The organism is Brachybacterium tyrofermentans (assembly GCF_014897585.1).
Classification (GTDB): Bacteria; Actinomycetota; Actinomycetes; order Actinomycetales; family Dermabacteraceae; genus Brachybacterium; species Brachybacterium tyrofermentans.
In genome coordinates, this window is the sequence record NZ_JABUXW010000011.1 from 89993 (window position 1) to 114372 (window position 24380).

Annotated in this window: 21 protein-coding genes; 15 read left to right on the forward strand and 6 right to left on the reverse strand. The window is 71.2% G+C overall.

What is annotated here, in order from left to right:
• The first annotated feature begins 82 nt into the window (after positions 1-82).
• Positions 83-460 carry a hypothetical protein gene (locus tag INT49_RS09780; protein WP_193117549.1) on the forward strand — a complete coding sequence of 126 codons (378 nt, stop codon included), beginning with the start codon at positions 83-85 and terminating at the stop codon, positions 458-460.
• Positions 461-543: 83 nt separating this feature from the next.
• Here the strand turns inward: INT49_RS09780 and INT49_RS09785 are convergent, their stop codons facing one another.
• Positions 544-1152 carry a thymidine kinase gene (locus INT49_RS09785; RefSeq protein ID WP_193117550.1) on the reverse strand — a complete coding sequence of 203 codons (609 nt, stop codon included), beginning with the start codon at positions 1150-1152 and terminating at the stop codon, positions 544-546.
• 87 nt (positions 1153-1239) lie between these two features.
• Positions 1240-2466, reverse strand: a complete 1227-nt coding sequence (locus tag INT49_RS09790) for a GNAT family N-acetyltransferase (protein WP_193117551.1) — start codon at positions 2464-2466, stop codon at positions 1240-1242.
• 66 nt (positions 2467-2532) lie between these two features.
• Here INT49_RS09790 and INT49_RS09795 point away from each other — a divergent pair, with 66 nt between their 5' ends.
• The 8 genes from INT49_RS09795 to holA all read left to right on the forward strand — a co-directional run bounded on the left by INT49_RS09795 (position 2533) and on the right by holA (position 13595).
• A complete protein-coding gene (locus INT49_RS09795; RefSeq protein ID WP_193117552.1) occupies positions 2533-3504 on the forward strand; it encodes a sugar phosphate isomerase/epimerase family protein in 972 nt (323 codons plus the stop codon).
• A 177-nt stretch (positions 3505-3681) separates the two neighbouring features.
• Positions 3682-4713, forward strand: a complete 1032-nt coding sequence (locus tag INT49_RS09800; protein ID WP_193117553.1) for a 3-oxoacyl-ACP synthase III — start codon at positions 3682-3684, stop codon at positions 4711-4713.
• Positions 4714-4769: 56 nt separating this feature from the next.
• Positions 4770-7412 (forward strand): alpha/beta fold hydrolase, encoded by a 2643-nt coding sequence (locus INT49_RS09805; protein WP_193117610.1) that lies wholly within the window; start codon positions 4770-4772, stop codon positions 7410-7412.
• Positions 7409-8404, forward strand: coding sequence for an NAD-dependent epimerase/dehydratase family protein (locus INT49_RS09810; protein WP_193117554.1), 996 nt, complete (start codon positions 7409-7411; stop codon positions 8402-8404). The genes INT49_RS09805 and INT49_RS09810 overlap by 4 nt, the downstream gene beginning before the upstream one ends.
• 69 nt (positions 8405-8473) lie before the next feature.
• A complete protein-coding gene (locus INT49_RS09815) occupies positions 8474-9175 on the forward strand; it encodes a vitamin K epoxide reductase family protein (protein WP_193117555.1) in 702 nt (233 codons plus the stop codon).
• 106 nt (positions 9176-9281) lie between these two features.
• Positions 9282-10145 (forward strand): ComEA family DNA-binding protein, encoded by an 864-nt coding sequence (gene cas5, locus INT49_RS09820; RefSeq protein WP_193117556.1) that lies wholly within the window; start codon positions 9282-9284, stop codon positions 10143-10145.
• A 46-nt stretch (positions 10146-10191) separates the two neighbouring features.
• On the forward strand, positions 10192-12573 hold the full coding sequence (locus tag INT49_RS09825; RefSeq protein WP_193117557.1) for a ComEC/Rec2 family competence protein: 2382 nt from the start codon (positions 10192-10194) through the stop codon (positions 12571-12573).
• A gap of 35 nt (positions 12574-12608) precedes the next feature.
• The gene (holA, locus tag INT49_RS09830; RefSeq protein WP_193117558.1) at positions 12609-13595 is read left to right on the forward strand and encodes a DNA polymerase III subunit delta; all 987 of its coding nucleotides are present in this window, start codon (positions 12609-12611) and stop codon (positions 13593-13595) included.
• Positions 13596-13702: 107 nt separating this feature from the next.
• On the opposite strand, the gene rpsT is transcribed toward holA, so the two are convergent.
• Positions 13703-13969, reverse strand: coding sequence for a 30S ribosomal protein S20 (gene rpsT, locus INT49_RS09835; RefSeq protein ID WP_193117559.1), 267 nt, complete (start codon positions 13967-13969; stop codon positions 13703-13705).
• Between the two features lie 295 nt (positions 13970-14264).
• Positions 14265-14927 carry a type II toxin-antitoxin system PemK/MazF family toxin gene (locus INT49_RS09840; RefSeq protein WP_193117560.1) on the reverse strand — a complete coding sequence of 221 codons (663 nt, stop codon included), beginning with the start codon at positions 14925-14927 and terminating at the stop codon, positions 14265-14267.
• Between the two features lie 62 nt (positions 14928-14989).
• Between INT49_RS09840 and INT49_RS09845 the strand changes: the two genes are divergently transcribed.
• The 6 genes from INT49_RS09845 to INT49_RS09870 all read left to right on the forward strand — a co-directional run bounded on the left by INT49_RS09845 (position 14990) and on the right by INT49_RS09870 (position 22190).
• Entirely contained in the window at positions 14990-16738 is a 1749-nt protein-coding gene (locus tag INT49_RS09845) for a circularly permuted type 2 ATP-grasp protein (protein WP_193117561.1), read from the forward strand.
• On the forward strand, positions 16725-17642 hold the full coding sequence (locus INT49_RS09850) for an alpha-E domain-containing protein (RefSeq protein ID WP_226850138.1): 918 nt from the start codon (positions 16725-16727) through the stop codon (positions 17640-17642). The genes INT49_RS09845 and INT49_RS09850 overlap by 14 nt, the downstream gene beginning before the upstream one ends.
• 203 nt (positions 17643-17845) lie before the next feature.
• Entirely contained in the window at positions 17846-19738 is a 1893-nt protein-coding gene (gene lepA / locus INT49_RS09855) for a translation elongation factor 4 (RefSeq protein WP_226850141.1), read from the forward strand.
• A 73-nt stretch (positions 19739-19811) separates the two neighbouring features.
• Positions 19812-20510 carry an MOSC domain-containing protein gene (locus INT49_RS09860; protein WP_319021570.1) on the forward strand — a complete coding sequence of 233 codons (699 nt, stop codon included), beginning with the start codon at positions 19812-19814 and terminating at the stop codon, positions 20508-20510.
• Positions 20507-21676, forward strand: a complete 1170-nt coding sequence (gene hemW, locus INT49_RS09865; RefSeq protein ID WP_193117562.1) for a radical SAM family heme chaperone HemW — start codon at positions 20507-20509, stop codon at positions 21674-21676. Before INT49_RS09860 ends, hemW begins: the two co-directional genes overlap by 4 nt.
• 142 nt (positions 21677-21818) lie before the next feature.
• A complete protein-coding gene (locus INT49_RS09870) occupies positions 21819-22190 on the forward strand; it encodes an iron chaperone (RefSeq protein ID WP_193117563.1) in 372 nt (123 codons plus the stop codon).
• A gap of 179 nt (positions 22191-22369) precedes the next feature.
• On the opposite strand, the gene INT49_RS09875 is transcribed toward INT49_RS09870, so the two are convergent.
• Positions 22370-23293 carry a DUF4870 domain-containing protein gene (locus INT49_RS09875; protein WP_193117564.1) on the reverse strand — a complete coding sequence of 308 codons (924 nt, stop codon included), beginning with the start codon at positions 23291-23293 and terminating at the stop codon, positions 22370-22372.
• Positions 23294-23444: 151 nt separating this feature from the next.
• Positions 23445-24341 carry a DUF3097 domain-containing protein gene (locus INT49_RS09880; RefSeq protein WP_319021571.1) on the reverse strand — a complete coding sequence of 299 codons (897 nt, stop codon included), beginning with the start codon at positions 24339-24341 and terminating at the stop codon, positions 23445-23447.
• Positions 24342-24380 lie beyond the last annotated feature (39 nt).

A 24380-nucleotide genomic window follows, 5' to 3' on the forward strand; every position in this document is an offset into this window, starting at 1 on the left:
CAGTCGGTAGGATCCGCAGGACGTTCGTGACCGGGCTGTGACACGATGCGGGCACGACACCGACGTTCTGAAGGAGGCAGTGATGAAGAAGTTCATTTTCCTGGCCGGTCTCGCGGTCGGATTCGTGGTCGGTTCCCGTGCGGGTCGCGGCCCGTACGAGTCCCTCGAGCGCACGGCACGGCAGGTCGCCGATGATCCTGAGGTCCAGCGTCGCGCCACGCAGGCCAAGGAGACCGCGGGTCGTGTCGCGCAGGACACCGCGACCACCGTGAAGGACAAGGCTCCGGAGGTCGCTTCTGCGGCCAAGGGCGCTGCCTCGGGTGCTGCCGCCTCGGCCTCGGGGGCCGCGGCGTCCGCCAAGGAGCGGCTCAGCAGTGGGCAGCAGGACGACTTGGACGCGGAGTCCACGAGCGGTGGCGGCGATGCCGAGGTCGGCGACGACCGCCCGCTCAGCTCCTGAGTCGCCGACGACGAGACGCGCCGCGGTTCCCGATCCGGGAGCCGCGGCGCGTCTCGTCGTGCTGCTGTCGGAGCAGGAGGGCGTCAGCCGAGCACGGCGACTCCGGCGGCGTCCTGCTCCTGGAGGAAGCAGGGACCGCACAGGGAGACGTAGGTGACGTCGGTTCCGTCGATCGCGACCTGCTCGCCCTCGAAGACGAAGCGTCCCTCGATGTTGCGGCAGTTGAACTCCGCCTGGGATCCGCAGCGGCACATCGTCGGCAGCTTCTCGACGTTGTCGGCGAGCTCGAACAGGCGCGTCGCGCCGGGGAACATGGCCGTGCGGAAGTCGGTGCGCAGCCCGTAGCAGATCACGGAGATGCCATCGAGCTTGGCGATGCGGAAGAGATGGTCGATCTGGACGGGCTCGAGGAACTGCGCCTCGTCCACCAGTACGCAGTGCAACGGCCGCAGGCCCCGCTCGTCGGCCATGGCCGCCACCCGCTCACGGAGATCCTCACCGGGATGGGCGAGCACGTCCACCTGCCGTCTGGCGCCGCCCCGGGCGACGACCCAGTTCTCGCCCTTGGTGTCCAGCGCCGGCTTCACCGTGAGGGTGGCCAGGCCCCGCTCGTCGTAGTTGTACGCCGTCTTGATGAGGGTGTCGGACTTCCCGGAGTTCATCGCTCCGTACTTGAAATGCAGCTTGGCCATGCGTGAGTGCTCCGGGGTGGTGAGGGGGGTGGGGCAGGGTGCCCAGCGTACGGGCCGACGGAGGCGGGCCGGGGCGGGGCGCCCTGCTCAGAAGGCGTCCAGCACGCTGGGCCGGGGCCCGGCGAGGAGGGCGTCCAGGAGACGCCCGGCCTCGGCGTCGGCCTCGACCTCCAGTCCCAGTCGGCGGGCGTCGGCGATGGTCCGGCCGCCCACCAGCAGGAGCGACGCGGCGTGGATGCTGAGGCGGACGGTTCCGCCGTCGGCCGTGCCGGCGTCCTCCGTGGGCTCCGCGGAGATCGTCCCGTCGGCGGCCGTGACGACCCACGCGCCCCCCGCACGGCAGATGCCGGCCGGGACGGTGGCGTCCTCGACCACGAGCCGGAAGGACCCGGCGAGCCCGGCCGGGGCGCGGCGGGCCTCGAGGGCCGCCGCCGTATCGATCACGCGCATCATGAGCAGCGGGATCGGATCCGGGGTCGGTCGGGAGCCGGCCCCGGGCAGCACGTCGAGCACGGGATCGTCCGTGCGCAGGCGCAGGCAGACCTGTTCGAGGACCGTCGACCAGGAGGCGAGGGAACCCAGCAGGGCGATCCGGTCCTCCCGGGTGCGGCCCAGGAGCTCGTGGATCTGCAGCCCGTACCCCCGCTCGGAGGAGGGGACCCGGTTCCAGGAGACGTATCCGTGATCCGTGCCGGTGTCGTCCTCGAGCAGCAGCGCCGACCAGCCGTCGCTCGGCAGACCCTCGGGGAACAGCGGTCCCTCGCGCAGCAGCATCGCGTTGTCGCCGGCCGTGAGCTCCCGGTACAGGGCGCGCACGCGCGGCATGGTCTCCTCGGTGACCGGGACCAGGCGCCTGCCCGGGACCCGAGGCAGCTGCTGCAGGTCCAGCAGCGGGACGATGATGCTGTGCAGCGAGGCGACCACCTGGTAGCCGAAGCGGCGGTAGATGGACGGGTTCGAGGGATACAGCATCGAGACCGGCATCCCCTCCGCGTCGCAGCGGGCGAGGATCTCCATGATCAGCTCGCCGAAGAGTCCGCCGCCGCGATGCGCAGGGTGCACGGCCAGGCCCCCGATGCCGCCGCAGGCGATCTCCGCGCCCTCGCCCCACGTGATGCGGTCGCGTCGGATCCTCGCGCCGGCGGCGATCACGCCGTCGGCGCCTCCCGGCAGGGCGGAGGAGTCGACACCGATCGGGATCTCGCCGGGGGTGAAGGGACGCGGCTCCGGATCGGGCGGCGACCCGCCGAAGGCGCCGGAGGAGAGCCTCCGATAGGAGACATGGTCATCGGACGTGAGGTCGCGGACAGGCATGGCGATGAGTCTAGGTCGGGTGCTGTTGCATACTGACAGCGCCGTACCCAACGTTGAGGAGCTGCTGTGAACCCACGCCGTGATCATCCATCGGCGAGCGCGCCACGTGAGGGGGCCCGCAAGCCCCTGACCCGTCCCAACAGCGCCCAGCACTCCCATCGCGAGTCCCTGTTCAAGCGGCTCTCCGCCGGGGATCCTCGCAGCGACCAGGACCCGCAGCGTCGGATCCCGGTGGGGCTGTCGACCTCCTCGGTGTTCCCCGCGGGCGTCGAGGAGTGCTTCCGCCTCGCCGCCGAGATCGGCTACGACGGGGTCGAGGTGATGGTGTCCTATCCCAAGGACAGCCAGGACCCGAAGATCCTGCGCGAGTACTCCCAGCGCTACGACCAGCCGATCCTCTCCCTCCATGCGCCGACGCTGTTCTTCCTGCAGGGGCTCTGGGGCCGTGACGCCTGGGTCAAGATCGAGCGCACCGTCGAGATCGCCAAGGAGCTCGGGGTGCCGACGGTCGTCGCGCATCCTCCGTTCCGGTGGCAGGGGAAGTACGCCCGGGAGTTCGTCACCGGGGTCGCCGCCCTGGAGGAGAAGCACGGGGTCGCGATCGCGGTCGAGAACATGTACCCGTGGCGGCTCGGTGTACGCGAGCTGCTCAACTATCTTCCCGACCACGACCCGACCGATGAGGACTACGCCCACGTCACCGTCGATCTCTCCCACGCCGCGACGGCGGGGGACGACGCCCTGGAGATGATCGACCGCCTCGGCGACCGGCTCACCCATCTGCACCTGGCGGACGGCTCCGGCCGTACGACGAAGGACGAGCACCTGCCGCCGGGGGAGGGCAACCAGCCCTGCGCCGAGGTGCTGCGGCGCCTGGCCAACCGCGGCTGGGAGGGCTCCGTGCTCCTGGAGGTCAGCACCAGCGGCGACGCCGAGCATCGCGAGCAGATCCTGCGCCAGTGCCTGCTCTTCGCCCGCCATCATCTTGGTCACCACCTCCCGGACGCCCTCGATCCCGGGGACCTGCCGGAGGGCTGACCGGACGTGGCATCCGCCACCTCGGCAGACAGCCCACAGGTGTCGGTGGGAGACTGGCCGTCGCATGTGCTCGACCCGGTTCTCGACGCCCCTCGGGGCGCGCCGATCAGGGTCGGCGTCCGTCCGGCGGCCATGCCCACCACGAAATGCACGAGACGAACGAGGTATCGCACGCAGATGGGGAACGGGAACACAGCATTCGTCCACAGGAACGCGAGCCTGCTCTCGGTCGAGATGACTCTTCCGCAGGTCACGGTGACCTCCGACGAGATCGACGAGATGCTCGCTCCCGCCCGCAAGCGACTGCGCCTGCCCAAGGGCGTGCTGCAGCGGGTGGCAGGGGTCTACGAGCGCCGCTGGTGGCGTGATCCGCAGAACGGCTGGAAGCAGGGCGTCGTGCTCGCCGCCGAGCGCGCCATGGCCAAGGCCGGGATCATGCGCGACCAGGTCGGGCTGCTGATCAACGCCTCGGTCTCCCGCCAGCATCTGGAGCCCGCGGTCTCCACCGGTATCCATCACTCGCTCGGGATGCCGTCCAGCTGCATGAACTTCGACATCACCAATGCCTGCCTGGGCTTCGTCAATGCGATGACGATGGCCGCCGGCATGATCGACGCCGGGCAGATCCAGTACGCGCTGATCGTCGGGGCGGAGGATGTCGAGCAGGTCCAGCGCGGCACGATCGACCGCCTCAACTCCAAGACCTCCACCCGGGCGGACTTCAACAACCAGTTCGCGTCCCTGACCCTGGGGTCGGGAGCCGCCGCCGCCGTCATCGGCCCGGCGGATCTCCACCCCGAGGGCCACCGGCTCAAGCACACCCAGTCCCGCGCCGGCACCGAGCACCATGAGCTGTGCGTCGCGGACATGCAGGACATGCGCACCGACTCCGCCGGGCTGCTCGAGAACGGGATCCAGCTGATCCTGGACACCTGGAAGGGCGCCAACGAGGCCGGTCTCGACTTCAAGAGCATCGACCACGTGATCCCGCACCAGGTGTCTATGGTCTACACCCGCAACTTCTCCAAGATCACCGGAGTGGGGATGGAACGCATCCCGGTGAGCTTCCCCGACTGGGGGAACATCGCCGCCGAGGCGGTGCCGATGACTCTCGCGAGCATCCAGGACGACGTGAAGCGGGGTGAGCGCGTCCTCCTCATGGGCGTCGGCTCCGGACTGAACACCGCGATGATGGAGGTCCAGTGGTGAACACCAGCACCCGGAGCACGGGCCGCCGCCGTGCGGCGACGCCCGACGTCCCCGGCATGCCCGAGGTCGACCCCCGTCTCAGCCGCACTCTCGAGGTGCGCGACCACGCCGGGGAGCAGCGCCGCTGGCACCTGCTGGACTCCGGCCCGCTGCTGGCCGAGCGCGGCATCACCCCGCAGGGCACGCTGCTCGCCGTGCACGGCAACCCCACCTATTCGTTCCTGTTCCGCTCGCTGGTGCGCGAGGACATCCCGTGGCGCCTGATCGCCGTGGACCAGCTGGAGATGGGCTGGTCCGAGCGCACCGGGGTCACGCGCCGCCTGCAGGACCGCATCACGGATCTGTCGCTGCTCACCGATGCGCTCTCGATCCGCGGTCCCGTGGTCACCGTCGGCCACGACTGGGGCGGCATCGTCTCCGTCGGCTGGGCGCTGGACAACCGCCATGACCTCGCCGGCATGATCCTCACCAACACCGGCATCCACCAGGAGCTCGTCGAGAAGCTGCCCAAGGCGCTGCAGCTCGCGACCACGCCGGCGTTCCTGCCCGCGTCGACCTCCCTGACCGACACCTTCCTGCGAACCACCCTCGCGCTGTCGCGGCCGCCGCTGCCCAAGGAGGTCCAGGACGCCTACCTCGCGCCGTACCGCACGCGGGCCCGACGCAAGGGCATCGAGCAGTTCGTCGCCGATATTCCGCCCCATGCCTCGCACCCCTCACGGCCGACCCTCGAGCGCCTCGCCGAGGGCATCCGCGACCTCAAGGTCCCCACCCTGTTCGCCTGGGGCCCACGCGACGTCACCTTCTCCGACCGGTACCTGCGCGATCTCATCGAGCGCGTGCCCCATGCGGACGTGCACCGTTTCGAGAAGACCTCCCACCTGGTCTGGGAGGACGCCGACGTCGCCGGGCTGGTCTCGCAGTGGCTGCGCACGCGGCTGAGCCCGTCGGCTGCGGAGCTCGAGCCCGCCCAGCGGATCACCGCGCCCCGCCCGGTCTCCTCCTACGCGGAGCCCGCCCCGGAGCGCCACGTGGGCGAACCGATCGCCCGCCTGGCCGCCGATCCCGCTCATGCCCACCGACCCGCCGTGGTCGAGATGGCCGGTCCGGATGGCGAGCGCCGGGAGATCTCATGGTCGCTGCTGAACCGCCGGGTCGATGACATCGCCGCCGGTCTGCTCGGGCACGGGGTGCGTCCCGGTGACCGGGTGAGCATCCTCATCACCCCCGGTGCGGACCTCACCGGCGTGCTCTACGCGTGCCTGCGCATCGGTGCGGTAGCGGTCATCGCGGACGCCGGTCTGGGCATCCCGGGCCTCACTCGAGCCGTCATCGGATCCCACCCGGACTGGCTGATCGGCATCAAGACCGCCCTGGTCGGTGCCCGCACGATGGGCTGGCCCGGTCGCCGGATCAGCGTCGAGCAGCTGCCCACGCTGGATCGAGCCGCCCTCGGCGTGGAGTCCTCGATCGCCCAGCTGGCGACGTCCGGGTCGATGATGCGCGACCTCGGCGCCCCGCTCGACGCCGCCTGGCCCGATGCGGACGCCGACGCGGCGATCCTGTTCACCTCCGGCTCCACCGGGCCGGCCAAGGGCGCCGTGTACACCCACCGCCAGATGAGCGCCATGTTCACCGCGGTGGGGGACACCCTGCAGCTGGACCCGGAGCGCGGCCTGGTCGCCGGCTTCGCGCCCTTCGCCCTGCTGGGGCCCGCGCTCGGCGCGCCCACGGTGGTGCCCGACATGGACATCACGCGACCCGGCGAGCTCACGGCCCCGGCGCTCGCGGAGGCCATCGCGGCACTCGGCGAACCCGCCGTGTTCACCGCTCCCGCCGCGCTGCGCAACATCCTGGACACCGCCGGCCAGCTCGATGAGTTCGGGCGCGGTGCGATCGCGAGTGCGGCGAGCTTCTTCTCCGCCGGTGCACCGATCCCGGCGCATCTGCTGCGCGAGCTGCGCGGCCTCATGCCGCACGCGAGAGCGCTCACCCCGTACGGGATGACCGAATGCCTCGCCGTGGCCGCCATCGACCTCGAGGGCATCGAGGCCGCCGGTGAGGGATCGGGAGTCTGCGTGGGCAGGCCTGTGCCGCGCACCGAGATCGCCATCGCCGTCATGGACGAGGACGGCCGCACCACCGGGGAGATCACCAAGGACCCCGGGACGACCGGGGAGATCCTGGTGCGCGCCCCGCACGTGCGCGACCGCTATCTGATGCTGTGGGGGACCACCCACGCCTCGATGCGCTTCGAGGGCTGGCACGCCACCGGCGACGTGGGCCATCTCGACGCCGAGGGCCGCCTCTGGGTCGAGGGCCGTGCGGACCACGTGCTCGCCACCGCCGAGGGGCTGTTCACCCCGGTGCAGATCGAGGACGCCGCCGAGACGGTGCCGACGGTGCGTCGCGCCGGAGCCGCCGTCGTCGGCCCCCGCGGCACCCAGCAGGTCGTCGTGATCCTCGAGACCGAGGACGGCTACCGGCCCGGCAGGCCCGGGAAGCCGCGCGCCGCCGCGACCTCCCTCCAGGAGGCCGTGCGCCGCGCCGTCCGTGAGCGGTCCGGGGCCGAGGTGGTCGCGGTGTTCACCACCAGCGCGCTGCCCACGGACATCCGCCACAACTCGAAGATCGACCGGGCGGCGCTGTCCCGCTGGTCCGGCCAGACCCTGCGCGGGGAGAAGGCCGGGTCGCTGTGAGCGCGCCGACGGTCCTGGTGACCGGGGCCTCCGGCATGCTCGGGGGCGCCGTCGCGACGACCCTGCGCGATCGGGGCGCACGGGTGCGCGCCTTCCAGCGCCGTCCCGCCCAGATCCCCGGCGTCGAGGACGTCACCGGATCCCTCACCGAGGCCGCCGACGTGCGGCGCGCCGTCCAGGGGGCCGACGCGGTCATCCACCTCGCCGCGAAGGTGTCGATCTCCGGACCGGAGCACGAGTACCGCGCGATCAACATCGACGGCACCCGCCACGTCGTGGACGCCCTGCGCGCCCAGGGCGGCGGGACGCTCGTGAACGTGTCCTCCCCGTCGGTCGCCCACCTGGGACGCGCCATCGAGGGGCTCGACGCGACCCCGGCCGATCCCGCGCGCGCCCGCGGGCATTACTCCCGCACCAAGGCCGCCGCCGAGCTGCTCGCCATGGGGGCAGACGGCGAGGACGGCCTGCTGGTGACGACGGTGCGACCGCACATCGTGTGGGGGCCGGGGGACACCCAGCTCGTGGGACGGATCGTGGACCGTGCTCGCAGCGGCCGCCTGCCGCTGCTTGACGAGGGCATGGCGCTGATCGACACTACCTACGTCACCAACGCCGCCGAGGCGATCGTCGCCGCGCACGATCGCATCGAGGACGTGCACGGCGAGAGCTTCGTGATCACCAACGGCGAGCCGCGCACCGTGCGCGACGTGTTCAACGGCTGGTGCGACGCCGCCGGTGTGCGTCGGCCCAGCCTCCGGATCCCCGGCAGCGTGGGCCGCCTCGCGGGCCGCGTCGTGGAACGGATCTGGGAGGCACGGCCCGGGCACGACGAGCCACCGATGACCGAGTTCCTCGCCGAGCAGATGTCGACCGCGCACTGGTTCGACCAGCGCCGCACCCGTGAACGCCTGCAGTGGACGCCGCGCGTCACGATGGACGAGGGCAACGAGCACCTCGCCGCCTGGTTCCGCGAGCACCCGGTCACCGACTGAGCGCTCGGGGTGCAGCGCACTTCGCGCTCGCCCCTCCCATCCCTCCGCACGGAAGATCCTGGACCTGACATGAACCAGCACTCCTCCCTCCCCGGCCCCGACGGGGCGCAGGACGCGGATCCCACCGACCAGGCCCTCCTGGCGGAGATCGACGCCGAGCTCGCCGCCGAACGCACCGCGACCCGGCGTGCCGGCGTGCGGAGGACCGGTGGAGTGCTCCTGATCGGCTCCGTGCTGGGATGGATCGCGGCGCTCGCGCTGCTGCTGGACAAGGAGATCCTGCTCAAGAATCCCGATGCCGCGCTCGGCTGCGACGTCAATCCTTTCATCTCCTGCGGCGACGTGATGATGACCTGGCAGGCGTCGGCACTGGTTCTTCCCAACCAGGCCATCGGTCTGACGGGCTTCGCGATCATGGGCGTGGTCGGGGCGCTCATGCTCAGCGGCGTCGCGCTGCCCGCCTGGTTCCGCTGGGCCCGCCTGGGCGGGGTGGCGTTCGCCTTCGGCTACGTCCACTTCCTCGCGATCTCGGCGATCTACGTCATCCATGCCCTGTGCCCCTGGTGCATGGTCGTGTGGACGGTGAGCGCCCCGATGTTCTTCGCGACGTTGGCCCGCAGCATCGAGGGCGGGGATCTGCGCCCGCCTGCGCCGCTCGCGAACCTGCTGCGGCACTGGGTGATCCTGAGCCTCGCGTGGTACCTGCTGGTCGTGCTCGCGATCCTCACCGGGTTCTGGCGCCAGTGGCTCGCGGTGGCCGGACTGTACTGACCCGACGAGCCGTCGCTCGCCTCACCGTTCCTCCCCAAGGCCTCGTCGTCCCCACTGCGGGGGCGCCCGCTGACCGGGCAGGGGCCTGCTCCTTACAGTCGCGGGCATGGGAGCACATGAGGAGTCCTCGCCGACGCCCCGCGGCGCGGCAGGTCGTCACCGCCGCCACGGCCAGGCGCTGATCGAGCGTCGCGACCACACGGAGCCGACCACCCGCCGCCGGCTGTCCCTGCCGTTCCCGCCGCCGTCCGCCCTGGTGGGCATCGCGGTGCTCGTGCTCATCGCGGTGGGGGTCATCCATCTGTCCGGCTCGGGCACCGCGGTCCCGCTGCAGGGCGAGGAGATCGCCGGCCAGCAGGCGGACGGGCAGCCTGCCGAGGACCAGGAGGCCGAGGCAGGCTCGGAGGTCGCCTCGGCGGACTCCGGGAACGGCTCCGCCCCCACTCCAGCCTCCGCCTCGCCGGCCGACGGTGCCGACGGAGTCGCGAGCGGCCAGGAGGAGGTGGTGGTCCACGTCTCCGGAGCCGTGAAGTCCCCGGGCGTCGTGCGCCTGCCGCCGGGATCCCGGGTCGAGGATGCTCTGCAGGCCGCGGGAGGCACCACGGAGGAGGCCGACCTCGCGGCCATCAACCTCGCCCGTCCCGTCGCGGACGGGGAGCAGATCCATGTGCCGGTGCCGGGGGAGGAGGCACCGCCCGTCCCCGCGGCGGGTGGCGCCGGGGACGGGAGCGGGGGCGGCGAGGGCACCGGCGCCGATGCCGGGGAGGGCGCCGACGGCGGGACGATCGACCTCAACACCGCGAGCGCCGCCCAGCTCGAAGAGCTGCCGGGAGTGGGCCCGGCCATCGCCCAGCGGATCCTCGAGCACCGGGAGAAGAACGGTCCCTTCACCTCGGTCGACGGCCTCCTGGAGGTCTCCGGGATCGGCCCGGCCACGCTCGAGAAGATCCGGGAGCGGGCGCGCGTATGAGCGGCCGCGAGGGGTCTCGTCGCGGGGCACGAGGGGCGGCGCGCCCATGAAGCGCTCCGACCTGCGCCTGCTCCCGGCGGCGACCTGTCTCTGGGCCGTGGCGGTCCTCGGAGTCACGGCGGGGGCCGCCGCCGCCGTGGCCGCGACGGCGGCGATCGTGGCGCTCGCGCTGACCGCGATCCTGCTGATCGGCGATCCCCGGGTCCGGCACGGGATCTTCGCCCATCTCGGCATCCTGGCACTGGCCGGGGTGCTCCTGTTCCCGGCGCTGCTGCGCCACGGCGACGCGGCACAGCTCCTCGAGGAGGCGGCGCGCGACGAGCTGGTCGTCGAGCTCACGGTGATCGCCTCCGCGGATCCTGCCGTGCCCGATTCAGGCCCGCAGTGGTCCCGCGGCGGGATGCAGGTCATGGCCCGCACCGCCCGTGGCACCGCGCAGCTGGGACGGGAGGAGAGGGTCCTTCCCGCTTCCCTCCCGCTGCTGCTGCGAGCCGACGGGGAGGCGGCCGACGGACTGGAGCGGGCGCGCGACGGCGACCGGGTCCTCGTGCGCGGCACGCTGCGCACGAGCGGAGACCTGATCGTGCTCCGTGCCTACGACGCCACCCCGGTGCCGGGCTCGGTCTGGAGGGAGCAGGCGCAGGATCTGCGGCACGAGCTGCGCCGCCAGGCCCGCGCCGCGACCGCGCACCTGCCCGTGGACGAAGCCGCGCTGGTGCGCGGCATGACCACGGGGGACACCTCGGGACTCCACGAGGAGACCGAGGAGATCATGCGACGAGCAGGGATATCGCACCTGGTCGCCGTGTCCGGGGCGAACATCGCGCTGGTCCTGGCCGCCGTGCTGGGCCCGCTGCTGCTGGCCGGGGTGCGGCGGAGGCCAAGGATCGCGATCGCCGCCGGGGTGCTGCTCGGCTACGTGTGGCTGGTCGGCGACGAGCCGAGCGTGCAGCGGGCGGCCACGATGGCGGTTCCCCTGCTGGGCGCGCGCTTCGCCGGGGTGCGGGCCTCCCCGGTCGCGGCCCTCGCCCTGACCGTCGCCGTCTGGTCGATCCTGGATCCGGTCACCTCCGCGTCGATCGGATTCCTGCTCTCCGCGGTGGCGACCGCCGCGATCCTCATCGCCGCCCCGCCCCTAGCGGCGGCTCTCGTCGAGCTGAGCGGGAAGAGGCTGGGGGAGGGCCTCGCACTGGTGATCGCGGTGCCCATGGTCGCCCAGCTGGCATGCACCCCGCTGCTGATCCTGCTCACGCCCGAGATCTCCCTCTGGGCGGTGCCGGTGAACCTGCTGGTCGGTCCGGTGGTGGGGCCGACCACTGTGATCGGGCTGCTCGCACTCCTGATCGGCATCCTCTGGCCGGGCGCGGCCTCGATGCTCAACACGGTCGCCGCCGGCGGCGCGCACCTGGTGCTGCTGATCGCTCGGACCGCCGATGCGCTCCCGGGATCACGGATCGCGGTGCCCGGAGGCGCGGTCGGTGTGCTCCTGGTGGTCGCGGTGCTCATCGGGCTGACCATCGCCGTCGCCGCTCGGAAGGCGCCCCTGGTGCGGTGGGCGGTGGCCGCCGTCCTGGTCGCCGCGCTCGCCCCGACTCTGGGCCGCCTCGTCCCCGGCGGGAACGTGCCCGCGTGGACGGTCGCCGTCTGCGCCGTGGGGCAGGGGGACGCCCTCCTGCTGCGTGCCTCCTCAGGATCCACCGGATCGGCGGCGACGGCACCGCCCCCGACGGTGCTGATCGACACCGGCCCGGAACCGGAGGCCCTGCGCGCCTGCTTGGACCGTCTGGGTGTGGACCGGATCGACCTGCTCGTGCTCACCCATCCCCACGCCGATCATGTGGGCGGCCGCGCTGCCCTCACGGGAGCACGGGTGCCCGCCGAGCAGTGGATCTGCCCGCTGCCCGAGGCGGGCGACGAACGGGTGGGTGCCACGCCGCCGACGGTTGTCACCACCGGGCAGGCCTGGAGCGTGGAGGGACTCCGCCTGGACGTGCTGTGGCCGGGCTCGGCCCAGGACGCGATCGCCATGACGGCCCAGGAGGACGGCTCCGGGGAGGGGGACGCCGCGAACGACTGCTCGGTCGTCGTGGCCGGCACCTGGCCGGACGGCACCCGCCTGGTGTCCCTGGGAGATCTCGAACCCGCGGCGCAGGCGGCCCTGGGGGAGACGGGCCCCGGGACCGCGGACATCATCAAGGTCGCCCACCACGGGTCACGACGTCAGGACCCGGCCCTGTACGACCAGTTGGACGCGGATCTCGCGCTGATCACCGTTGGCCAGGACAACACCTTCGGGCATCCCACCGAGGATCTCCTAGACCTCCTGCACGACGCCGGCACCGCGACGATCCGCACGGACGTCGACGGCACCGTCGTGCTGCCCGTCGAGGACCCTGCGGCGGCTCGATCCGTCGGCCCGGCCAGATAGGATCGTCCAGGTCCCCGAACACCAGAGGAGTTCCCGTGAGCGATGTCGAGTGGCACAGCGTCGCCCTCGCACCGATCGTGCTCATCCACGGCACCGAGGCGCTGATCGCCGACCGCGCCGTGCAGCGGCTGCGCACGCTCGCCAAGGAGGCCGATCCGTCGGTGGCCTTCCACGATCTCGTGGGGGAGAACGCCGGTGCCGGGGCTCTCGCCCAGGTCACCAGCCCCTCCCTGTTCGGTGAGCCGCGCTTCGTGATCGTGCCGGAGCTGCAGGCCGCCCCGGACGCGATCGTCCTGGAGCTCCTGGATTATCTGCGCAGCCCCGAGTCGGACGTGACCCTCGTGCTGGTCCACCGGGGAGGCAATCGGGGCAAGAAGCTCCTGGACGCGCTGAAGAAGGCGGGCGTGCCGCGCGTCGATGCCAGCCCCGTCAAGCGCGCCGGGGACAAGCAGACCTTCGTCGCCGCCGAGTTCGCACGGGCCGAGCGGCGGATCCACCCCGAGGCGATCGCCGCCCTCGTCGACGCCTTCGGCGCAGATCTCGCAGAGCTCGCCGCGATCAGCCGGCAGCTCATCGAGGACACCACCCCGGAACAGGGCCAGCAGGCCCCACAGCTCTCGCTGCAGGACGTGCACGCCGTGACGGCGGGCCGGGTGGAGTCCACCGCCTTCGCCGTGGCCGACGCCGCGATCGCCGGGCGCGAGCAGGAGGCGCTCCAGCTGCTGCAGCAGGCGCAGCTCGCCGGCGCCGATCCCGTCCCGATCGTCGCCGCGATCGCGTCGAAGATGCGGTCCCTCGCGAAGGCGTCGTCACCCGGCGCGAGCGCCCGCACCCTCGGCATGCCCGACTGGATGCTGCGCAATCTCACCCGCGAGGCCCGGAACTGGAACGACCGCTCACTGGCCCGGGCGCTGGAAGCCGTGGCGCGCGCTGACCACGAGGTCAAAGGCGCCGGTCGTGACCCGAGATGGTCCGTGCAGCGCATGGTCATGGAGATCTGCCGGGCCCGCCGCGCCCGCTGATCTCGTCGACCCCGGCACTGGTTCCGGACAGCAGAAGGCCCGGTGCGGACGGATCCGCACCGGGCCTTCATCACCTCGTCAGACGAGGATGCAGCGAAGCTGCGATGTCACTTGGAGGCGCCGGCAACCAGCTTGGCGAGACCGGACTTGCGGTTCGCTGCCTGGTTCTGGTGGATGACGCCCTTGGAGACTGCCTTGTCGAGCTTGCGGGACGCGGCCGAGAGGGCCTCACCGGCGGCGGCGGCGTCGCCGGTCGAGACGGCGGCCTTCACCTTGCGGGTGTACGTCCGCAGCTCGGACTTGACGGCGCGGTTCCGCAGACGGGACTTCTCGTTCGTCTTGTTCCGCTTGATCTGGGACTTGATGTTTGCCACGAAGACTCTTCTCTTGTGCTGCTCTGGTGGATCATCCGGGACGGCCGAGGACGGATCCGACGGGGACGGCGGTGGGGACTCGCCTGGAGACGTCGGTACCGGGTCGCTGCCACGGGTACTCGCCCGGGTCGCACGAGCCGTCACCCCTGACACGGCGGGATCACGGCATGCGCACACCGAACGGTATGTCACACATACGGGGCAAGACTTTACCAGAAGCCCCTCCCAGGACGTACCCGGTGTGCGGCGTGTCTCCTGCGATCCGGGCGGGAGCGGGGGGCAGCGGGAGCGGGGGTCAGGAGCGCCAGCCGTGCACGGCGCTCACCGCGGCGGCGACCCGGCCGAAGGTCTCCTCGTCCAGGCGCCCGCCCTCGCGGCGGACCGTGGCGGGGACGATGCGCAGCAGACGGTCCGCACGCACCTCGGACGGGCGGTCCTTCCGGTCCCAGTCCCCGGTTCCGATGTCCACCCAGGTCGCGCCGTGCTGATCGGTGATGACCTGGTCCGACTCCGCGCGGTCACGGGAGGTGAGCATCAGCGCCACCAGCACCGACCCCGTCCCGTCGGCTCCACCGGCCTCGGCGCTCTCCTCGGCGAGGACGAGCACCGGGCGGTCCTTGCCCTGGGAGGCGTCCTCCTCGTAATGCACCCAGGTCCACACGATCTCCCCGGGGTCGGGCCGGCCGTCTGCGTGGGGCGCGTAGGAGATGGCGACCGCACGGGAGGGATCGCGGTCGGCGAGCACCTGCCCGCCGCCGCCCCCGGAGGGCGCACGCTCGGCAGGGCTCGCACTGCGGGGGTCCGCGCTGCGGGGGCTCGTGCTGCGAGGGGTCGAGCCCCTCTGTCCCTCCCGCACCGCACGCACGGCGGCGCGGCCGAGGCCACGGGCGCTGCGGCGCACGGACGGGGAGCGGATCGCGGATCGGAGGAGTGAGGACAGGCTGGAGCCCAGAGACATGGTTCTCGTTTCCTGGGCGTTGTGCGCCCGCGTCGGGAGGGGGACGGTGTTAGATGGTAGGCATGCCCTCCACCTCCTTGTTCCAGAATGTCGAGGCGGGAGCGGGCGGCGACGAGATGTTCGCGCCCGACGCCTCGGTGCGCCCCACCTATGCGGCCCTGCACGACGCCCTCGCCGGCCTCGGGCCCGAGGAGTTCCGCTCGCGCTCGGAGTCCCTCGCCCACAGCTATCTCGACCAGGGGATCACGTTCGACTATGCGGGCGAGGAGCGCCCGTTCCCGATCGACGCGATCCCGCGGGTCATCGATGCGCAGGAATGGTCCCGCGTCTCGCGCGGCGTCGCCCAGCGGGTCCAGGCCCTCGAGCGCTTCCTCGATGACCTCTACACCGACCGTGCGGCGATCACGGACGGCGTGATCCCCCAGGAGCTCGTCTCCTCCTCGACCTACATCGTCGACGCGATGGTGGGATACCGGCCGCCCAACGGGGTGCGCATCCACATCTCCGGCATCGACCTCGTACGCGACGGCGCAGGGGAGTTCCGCGTGCTGGAGGACAACGTGCGCACCCCCAGCGGGGTGAGCTACGTGCTCTCGAACCGTCGCGCCATGGCGCAGGCCTTCCCCGAGCTGTTCGCGCCTCGTCCAGTGCGGCGCGTGGGCGAGTACCCGGGGCGTCTCCTGAGCGCGCTGCAGGCCGCGGCGCCGGACGTCGCCGATGAGGACCCCACGGTCGTGGTGCTCACGCCGGGCCGCTACAACAGCGCCTACTTCGAGCACTCGCTGCTGGCCCGCACGATGGGGGTCGACCTGGTCGAGGCCGGGGACCTCGTCGAGCGCAACGAGCGCATCTACATGCGCACCACTGCCGGACTGCGTCGCGTCGACGTCATCTATAAGCGCACCGACGATGATTTCCTCGACCCCGAGGTGTTCCGGCCCGACTCGATGCTCGGCGTCCCCGGGCTGGTGCGTGCCGTGCTGGCGGGCACCGTGGTGGTCGCCAACGCGATCGGCAACGGGATCGGCGACGACAAGCTGACCTATACGTATCTCCCGGACCTGATCCGCTACTACCTGCACGAGGAGCCGATCCTCCCCAACGTCGACACCTGGCGGCTGGAGGAGCCGGAGTCGCTGACCGAGGTGCTGGACCGGCTCGACGAACTGGTCGTGAAGCCGGTGGACGGCTCCGGGGGCAAGGGCATCGTCATCGGCCCCGCGGCCTCTGCGCAGGAGCTCGATGCGCTGCGGGGGCGGCTGCTCGCCGACCCTCGAGGCTGGATCGCGCAGCCGGTCGTGCAGCTGTCCACCATCCCGACCCTGGTCGAGGGCGGGCCCGAGTGCCGCCATGTGGATCTGCGCCCGTTCGCCCTGAACAGCGGCGACGACATCTGGGTGCTGCCCGGAGGGCTCACGCGCGTGGCGCTCCCGCGCGGCGAGATGATCGTGAACTCCTCGCGCGGCGGGGGATCGAAGGACACCTGGGTGTTCGCGACCGACCGGCCGGCACCCGCCGGGACCGGCACGGCCTCCGCGCAAGCGCAGTCGCAGTCCTCCGCCGAGGAGGAGCGGATCGAGGATCCGCTGGACGAGAACTACGAGGAGTACGACGATCTCCCCGAGGACCACTCGGAGGAGCCGACGCGCGAGCCCGACCCGGTGACGTCCGCGATCCCGCTCCTGGACCTGCAGGATGCGCCGGATCCCGAGGACGACCGGAACGTGCCGGATCCCGGCGCTGGGCCGGCAGGGAGCGGCGCGGACGGGATTGCCGCAGCAGGCGAGGAGGAGGCCGATGATGCTCAGTAGGATCGCGGATTCGATGTTCTGGATCGGGCGCTACGTCGAACGCGCCGATCAGACCGCCCGCATCCTCGATGTGATGCTGCAGTCGATCACGGAGGACGCTCCGCAGGACGTTCCCGCCGCCTGCTCCCGGGTCTACGAGCTCTTCGGAAGCTGGGCGGCGGACGACGCGGACCTCACCGTGCAGCGGGTGCTCGACCGTCTCGTCACCGACCGGCAGAACCCCTCGTCGGTCGCGGGCGCTCTGCGGACCGCCCGCGAGAACGCACGCGGAGCGCGCGAGGCGCTGTCCACCGAGGTCTGGGAATCGCTGAACACGACCAGCATGGGCATGCCGCGCGGCGTGCGCCCCTCGCGGATGCACGGGGCCTTCCAGTTCGCGAAGGACCGCTGCGCCGTGGTCAACGGTCTGGTCGACTCCTCGATGACCCGCGACGAGGCGTGGCTGTTCCTGCGGATCGGCCAGCTCCTGGAGCGGGTCGACATGATCGCCCGGATCCTGCAGACGCACGACCTGGCGGATTCCTCCGATGCCGCCACTGTGATGCTGCTGCGCAGCTGCAGCGCCCACGAGGCATACATCCGGTCCTACCGCGGCCGGGTGCGCGCCTCCCACGCCATCGAGTTCCTGCTGCTGGACTCGATCTTCCCGCGCTCGGCGGCGCACTGCCTGCTGGAGATCGACGAGGCGCTCGAGACCCTCGCCAAGCTGCACGGCAGCTCCTTCGACCGGATGGGCACGGCAGAGCCGGGCCGACGGATCGTGGGGCGGGCGGCGGCGAGTCTGCGGTTCCGCTCGCTGGACGACATCGTCGCGGACTTCGAGGACGAGATGGAACAGCTCCAGAAGGTCACCGGGGCGGTCACCCGCGCCCTGGGCACGACCTACTTCCACCCCGCCACCTGACGTCCACCCTGCGACCTGACGTTCCGCCCCGCGACCTGACTTCCGCCCCGCGACCTGATCTCGGCACCGCCTTCCCGACCGCCCTCCGGACCGCGCGCCGAGGTGTGACGTCGGTCCATGGGCGACGGCGGGGCGGGACGGGGCGCGGCCCCCATGAGACGATGAACCGATTGCCCTGCGCAGCCGCGCAGCGGCTCGCTGTGATGAGAGGACGTAAGCCGGTGACCCCGAGGATCGCGGCCGATGAGGCCCGGGACATCCTTCCCGCGTCGACACCCCAGGAGCGGCTGCGGAACTTCTGCATCATCGCGCATATCGACCACGGCAAGTCGACGCTCGCCGATCGCATGCTCCAGATCACCGGGGTGGTCGAGGCACGCGCCATGCGCGCCCAGTACCTCGACCGGATGGACATCGAGCGCGAGCGCGGCATCACTGTGAAGAGCCAGGCCGTGCGCATGCCCTGGCAGGTCGACGGCACGAACTACGCCCTGAACATGATCGACACCCCGGGCCACGTGGACTTCACCTACGAGGTCTCCCGGTCGCTCGCCGCCTGCGAGGGCGCGATCCTGCTGGTCGACGCCGCGCAGGGCATCGAGGCGCAGACGCTCGCGAACCTCTACCTCGCGATGGAGAACGACCTCACCATCATCCCGGTGCTCAACAAGATCGACCTGCCCGGTGCCGAGCCCGAGAAGTATGCGGCGGAGATCGGCCAGCTGGTCGGTGTCGAACCGGACGACGTGCTGCGGGTCTCCGGCAAGACCGGCCTCGGCGTGGAGGACCTGCTGGACCACGTCGTCCGGACCCTCCCGCCCCCGGTGGGCGATGCCGACGCGCCTTGCCGCGCGATGATCTTCGACTCCGTGTACGACACCTACCGCGGCGTGGTCACGTACATCCGCATGATCGACGGATCCCTGAAGTCCCGTGACCGCATCGACATGATGTCCACCGGCGCGCACCATGAGCTGCTCGAGATCGGCGTGAGCTCCCCGGAGCCCCATCCCACCCCGGGCATCGGTCCCGGCGAGGTGGGCTACCTGATCACCGGCGTGAAGGACGTGCGCCAGTCGAAGGTCGGCGACACCATCACCACCTCGATCCGCGGTGCGACCGAGGCGCTCGAGGGCTATGCGGACCCCAAGCCGATGGTGTACTCCGGGCTGTTCCCGATCGATGGCTCCGACTACCCGGTGCTGCGCGACGCCCTGGACAAGCTCAAGCTCAACGACGCCTCGCTGAACTACGAGCCGGAGACCTCCACCGCGCTCGGCTTCGGCTTCCGCGTCGGCTTCCTGGGCCTGCTGCACCTGGAGATCGTCCGCGAGCGTCTCGAGCGCGAGTTCAACCTCGACCTGATCTCCACCGCCCCGTCCGTCGTGTACCACGTGGTCATGGAGGACGGCACCGAGGTGGAGGTCATGAACCCCTCCGACTTCCCCGAGGGCAAGGTCAGCGAGATCAGCGAGCCGATCACGAAGGCCACGATCCTGGTGCCCGCCGAGTTCATCGGCGCCGTCATGGAGCTGTGCCAGTCCAAGCGCGGCAACCTCGGCGGCATGGACTACCTCAGCGAGGACCGTGTGGAGCTGCGCTACACGCTGCCTCTCGCGGAGATCGTCTTCGACTTCTTCGATCAGCTGAAGTCCAAGACTCGCGGTTACGCCTCCCTGGACTACGACGTCTCCGGCTCCCAGACCGCGGATCTCGTGAAGGTGGACATGCTCCTGCAGGGCGAGCCCGTCGATGCCTTCAGCGCGATCGTGCACCGCGACAAGGCGTACAACTACGGCGTCGAGATGGCCGGGAAGCTCAAGAAGCTCATCCCGCGCCAGCAGTTCGAGGTGCCGATCCAGGCCGCCATCGGTGCTCGGATCATCGCCCGCGAGAACATCCGCGCCATGCGCAAGGACGTGCTGTCCAAGTGCTACGGCGGCGACATCTCCCGCAAGCGCAAGCTCCTGGAGAAGCAGAAGGAGGGCAAGAAGCGCATGAAGAACATCGGATCCGTCGAGGTCCCGCAGGAAGCCTTCATCGCCGCGCTCTCCTCCGACGAGGGCGACATGCCCAAGGACTCCAAGAAGAAGTAAGACTCCACGAAGAAGTGAGGACCGACGGGGAGCCCAGCCCCCACCGGACCCTGTCCCGCCTCAGGAGGTACTCGTGACCAGGAATCCTTCGTCCACGGAGCCGGTGGCCACCCTCGCCGTCGGTGACGCCGGCAGCGTCGCCGCGGTCTGCGTCGTCTCCGCGCTGCATCCCGACGCGGGCGGCGTGGGCACCACGGCGATCGACAAGCGCCCGGTCGACGGACCGGTGCAGATCGGCGAGCTCGGCCTCTACGCCGATGTCCAGGCCGACCGCGCCCACCACGGCGGGCCCGATCAGGCCGTCTACGCAGTGGATGCCGCCGAGCCCGCCCACTGGTCCTCGGAGCTCGGCCGCGGGGTGCCCGCGGGCTCCCTCGGGGAGAACCTGCTGATCGAGGGGCTCGCCGTCGACGACCTCGAGATCGGTGCCCGGCTGCGCGTGGGCACCGCCCTGCTCGAGGTGACCGCCCCGCGCACTCCATGCATGACCTTCCAGCGCTGGATGGGCACCGACGACTTCCGTGCGCAGTACCACCGCCGCGGCCGCACCGGCGTCTACTTCCGGGTGCTCGTGCCGGGTGAGGTGTGCGTCGGGGACCCGGTCGTCGTCGAGCTGACCCCCGGCCACGGCGTGAGCGTCGCCGCGGCCTATGGCGGTGCCCGCGACCGGGACCTCAGCCGGGCGCTCGACACCTGGTCGCGGAGCAGCGGCGTGGCATTGCACCGCGAGCTCGCCGCACGCGCCGAGCGGCACCTGGCGGGTGAGCGATGAGTTCTGGACCCACCTCCGGGCGCGATCTCTCCGTCTACATCCACGTCCCGTTCTGCGCGGTGCGCTGCGGGTACTGCGACTTCAACACCTACACCGCGACCGAGCTCGGCGGCGGCGGATCCCAGGCGGAGTATCCGCGCAACGCCATGCGGGAGATGGACCTGACCCTCGCCGCGGACCGCGACGCCGGGTATGACTACGACCGTGTCTCGACGGTCTTCTTCGGCGGCGGCACCCCGACGCTGCTGCCCGCCGATGACCTCGTCGCGATGCTCGACCACCTGCGCACGCTGATCCCGCTCGCGGACGACGCCGAGGTCACCACCGAGGCGAATCCGGACTCCGTCACCCGTGCCTCCCTGTCGCGCCTCGCCTCCGGCGGCATCACCCGGGTCTCCTTCGGCATGCAGTCCGCCGTGCCCTCGGTGCTGCGCACCCTGGACCGCACCCACGATCCCGAGCGGGTGCCACAGGCCGTGGGCTGGGCCCGCGAGGCAGGTCTGTCGGTGAGTCTGGACCTCATCTACGGCACGCCGGGGGAGACTCTCGCCGATGTCGAGACCTCCGTGAAGGCCGCGCTGGCCTGCGATGTGGACCATATGTCCGCGTACTCGCTGATCATCGAGGGCAACACCGCGATGGCCCGCCAGCTGCGTCGCGGCGAGCTCGAGGCCCCCGATCCGGACGACATGGCCGACAAGTACGAGCTGGTCGACGACCTCGCTTCGTCCGACGGGCTCTCCTGGTACGAGGTCTCCAACTGGGCCCGCACCGAGGACCAGCGGTCCCGGCACAACCTCGCCTACTGGCGAGGCGGGGACTGGTGGGGGATCGGCCCCGGGGCCCATCGCCATCGCGATGGAATGCGCTCCTGGAACCTGAAGCATCCCAGCCGCTATGCGGCGGCGATGACCGACGGCTCCCTCCCGGTCGCGGATTCCGAGCTGCTCTCCGCTGAGGATCGCCTGCTCGAGCGGATCATGCTCGAGCTGCGGATCGTGGACGGCCTGTCCGTGGAGGAGATCCCCGAGGAGACCCGCCCCCAGCTGGCAGTGCACCGGGATCGCGGCCATCTCGACGCCGACGCCCTCGCCGCCGGCCGCGCGGTGCTCACCCGCCAGGGCCGCCTGCTGGCCGACGCCGTCATCCGGGATCTCGTGCCCTGAGGTGCTGACCCGTTGAGATGCTGGCCTGCTGATCTGTTGCTCGCTGACTCGCTGACTCGCTGACTCGCTGACTAGCGTTGCACCCGATCCGCGTCGGCTCGTCGCCCTCGACACGCCGCTGCCGTGAGGCGACACTGGGGCGATGACGAAGCCCACGAGCATCGACGAGTTCATCGCCGCGCATGACGAGCCGGCGCGCGCGCGACTGCAGGAGCTGCACCGCCTCGCCCTGGAGGCCGCACCCGAGGCGATCGAGGCCATCAAATGGGGACATCCTGCCTACCTGCACTCCCAGGGAACGATCCTGTTCATCATCAGCGCCCACGCGAAGCACACGAACGTCACCGTCACCCCCAGCACGCGGGAAGCGTTCGATGATGAGCTCGGCGATCTCGAGACCGGGCTGGGCAGCGTGAAGATCCCGTATGACCGCGATGTTCCGAGCGCTCTGCTGAGGCGGATGATCGCGTACCGGATCCGCGAGTTCGAGGACGACGGCGTGCTCTGGAAGTAGCGGGGCGAGCGGGGGAGGGGACGGACGGTGCTCGTCGTCGGTCGGCGATCGGCGTCGTCTGCCGGCGTCGACCGGCGTCGACCGACGTCCTTCTCCTCGAACAGCGAGGAGGGCCCGACGATCGATGGATCGTCGGGCCCTCCTCGGTGCTGCCTGTGCGTCTCAGACCAGTCGGCTGGTCACTTCACCAGGCGGATGTTCAGCGGGTAGCTCCACCACTGTCCCTGGTTCGCCTTGACGGCGCCGAGGATCGAGAAGATGAACTGGACGAGCGCCGGGATCGGCACCAGGGCCAGCAGGGGCGAGCCGATGCCGAGCGTGACGATCGCGAAGATCCCCAGCACGATGCTGAGCACGACCTGGGCGATGAGCACGGTGATCGCCCCGTTGAGCGCCTCTGCCGCGTGGAAGCGGACGAAGCGGCTGCGGTCCTTGTAGACCAGGAAGATGATCAGCGGCCCGACCCAGCCGAGGAAGCCCCAGCTGACCACGTGACCGAGCGTGACGGTGAGCTGGGAGAACATCGCCCACATACGGGTGTCGGAGTCCGTGAGGGGCTGGCCCGAGAGCGGACCGTCGTAGACGCCCTTGGTGCCGGGCGGGGGCACCTCCGTGCTCTGCGGGCCGGCGTGCGGAGCCTGCTGCTGGCCGTAGCCGCCCTGTTGGCCATAGCCGCCCTGCTGGCTCTGGCCTCCCGGCTGCTGGTACGCACCCTGCTGGGCGTACCCGTCCTGCGGGGCGTACCCGCTGGGTTCTGTGTAGCCGTTGGTCGGTGCCTCGCCGAACGGCTGCCCCGCGGCACCTGCCGACGCTGCGGAGGCTGGGTCGCCGTAGGGCGATCCCTCAGAAGCCTCTGCGGCGGATGATCCTGACGCGTACGGCGCCGGACCGGCCGAGGCGGCCGAGTTTCCGGACGCTGCCGGGCCAGCTGAGGCGCCGGCGGGCTGGGCGCTCGCGGCGTAGGGGTCGTGCGGGTGCAGGGCCGGGTCGGAGGTCGGGCTCGCCATGTCCTCGGAGGACGGAGCAGAGGCGTCCGACTGCTCGGGAACGCCGGTGCTGGGCTCGTTGCCGAACGGATCGTGCGGGTGCGGAGTCTGGCTCATGATTCCTTCTTCGACGGGGCCGGCCTCGAGGGTCGACCGCTGGCTGATGCAGACAGCCTAACGAGACCGCCCTGGCGGATCACGGGAGTGGACCGCCGAATCACCTGGGGGTTTTCCCCCGGGTGCGGGGAGCCGGATCGGTGTAGGCGAGTCAGGCGGGGTCCACCGTCACGAAGTCGATGAGCTCCTCGATGCGTCCGGACAGCGACGGCTCGACGTCCGCGTAGGAGCGCACCGTGGACAGGATCCGCTTCCAGCCCAGCCCGATGTCGGACTTGTCCGCATGAGGCCAGCCGAGCGCGGCGAGCGAGCCGACCTTGATGTCGGTCCCCTTGGGGATGTGCGGCCATTCCCGCAGCCCCACGCGCGCCGGGCGCACTGCCTGCCAGACATCGACATAGGGGTGGCCGAGCACCGCGACATTGCCTCGAGCGCCGCCCAGCTTCATGACCTCGGCGGCGATGCGGGACTCCTTCGAGCCCGGGACCAGGTGGTCCACGAGGATCCCGAGGCGCCGCCCGGCCGACGGGCCGAACTCCTGGACCCGCTCGACGAGGTTGTCCGCACCCTCCAGCTGCTCGACGACGATGCCCTCGATGCGCAGGTCATGGCCCCAGACCTTCTGGATGAGCTCTGCGTCATGGGTGCCCTCGACCCAGATCCGTGAGGCGCGGGCGGTGCGTGCGGTGGCGCCTTCGACGTACAACGACCCGCTCGCGGAGCGCTTGCGCACCGGCGCCTGCGCACGGGGCGCGGCGCGGGTGAGGACGACGGGCTCGCCGTCGATCATGAAACCGGGTCCGAGGGGGAAGGTGCGTCGGGCCCCCCGGCCGTCCTCGAGCTCGACGATCATCTCGCCGGCGATCTTCTCGACCCGGGTGATGGCACCGGTGAACGCGGTCGAGGCCTCCTCGACGACGAGATCGCGCTGCGCGGGGACCTCGCGGGCCACCGGGCGGCGACGGTGATGGGCAGGGGGACCGGAGGACAGCACGTCGTGGCCGTACCGGTCGGGGAAGTGATCGGATGCTGCAGGCACGCGCGACACCTTACCCTCGTGGCGAACACCTCTCCGCGAGCATCGCCG

Excerpts from the sequence above, each read along its gene's own strand:
- INT49_RS09815 (WP_193117555.1), top strand. The coding sequence starts at position 8,474 with ATGAACCAGCACTCCTCCCTCCCCGGCCCCGACGGGGCGCAGGACGCG.
- hemW (WP_193117562.1), top strand. The coding sequence starts at position 20,507 with ATGAGTTCTGGACCCACCTCCGGGCGCGATCTCTCCGTCTACATCCAC.
- INT49_RS09825 (WP_193117557.1), top strand. The coding sequence starts at position 10,192 with ATGAAGCGCTCCGACCTGCGCCTGCTCCCGGCGGCGACCTGTCTCTGG.
- INT49_RS09850 (WP_226850138.1), top strand. The coding sequence starts at position 16,725 with ATGATGCTCAGTAGGATCGCGGATTCGATGTTCTGGATCGGGCGCTAC.
- INT49_RS09870 (WP_193117563.1), top strand. The coding sequence starts at position 21,819 with ATGACGAAGCCCACGAGCATCGACGAGTTCATCGCCGCGCATGACGAG.
- INT49_RS09800 (WP_193117553.1), top strand. The coding sequence starts at position 3,682 with ATGGGGAACGGGAACACAGCATTCGTCCACAGGAACGCGAGCCTGCTC.
- INT49_RS09875 (WP_193117564.1), bottom strand. The coding sequence starts at position 23,293 with ATGAGCCAGACTCCGCACCCGCACGATCCGTTCGGCAACGAGCCCAGC.
- INT49_RS09780 (WP_193117549.1), top strand. The coding sequence starts at position 83 with ATGAAGAAGTTCATTTTCCTGGCCGGTCTCGCGGTCGGATTCGTGGTC.
- INT49_RS09785 (WP_193117550.1), bottom strand. The coding sequence starts at position 1,152 with ATGGCCAAGCTGCATTTCAAGTACGGAGCGATGAACTCCGGGAAGTCC.
- lepA (WP_226850141.1), top strand. The coding sequence starts at position 17,846 with ATGAGAGGACGTAAGCCGGTGACCCCGAGGATCGCGGCCGATGAGGCC.
- INT49_RS09845 (WP_193117561.1), top strand. The coding sequence starts at position 14,990 with ATGCCCTCCACCTCCTTGTTCCAGAATGTCGAGGCGGGAGCGGGCGGC.
- INT49_RS09790 (WP_193117551.1), bottom strand. The coding sequence starts at position 2,466 with ATGCCTGTCCGCGACCTCACGTCCGATGACCATGTCTCCTATCGGAGG.
- cas5 (WP_193117556.1), top strand. The coding sequence starts at position 9,282 with ATGGGAGCACATGAGGAGTCCTCGCCGACGCCCCGCGGCGCGGCAGGT.
- INT49_RS09805 (WP_193117610.1), top strand. The coding sequence starts at position 4,770 with ATGCCCGAGGTCGACCCCCGTCTCAGCCGCACTCTCGAGGTGCGCGAC.
- INT49_RS09840 (WP_193117560.1), bottom strand. The coding sequence starts at position 14,927 with ATGTCTCTGGGCTCCAGCCTGTCCTCACTCCTCCGATCCGCGATCCGC.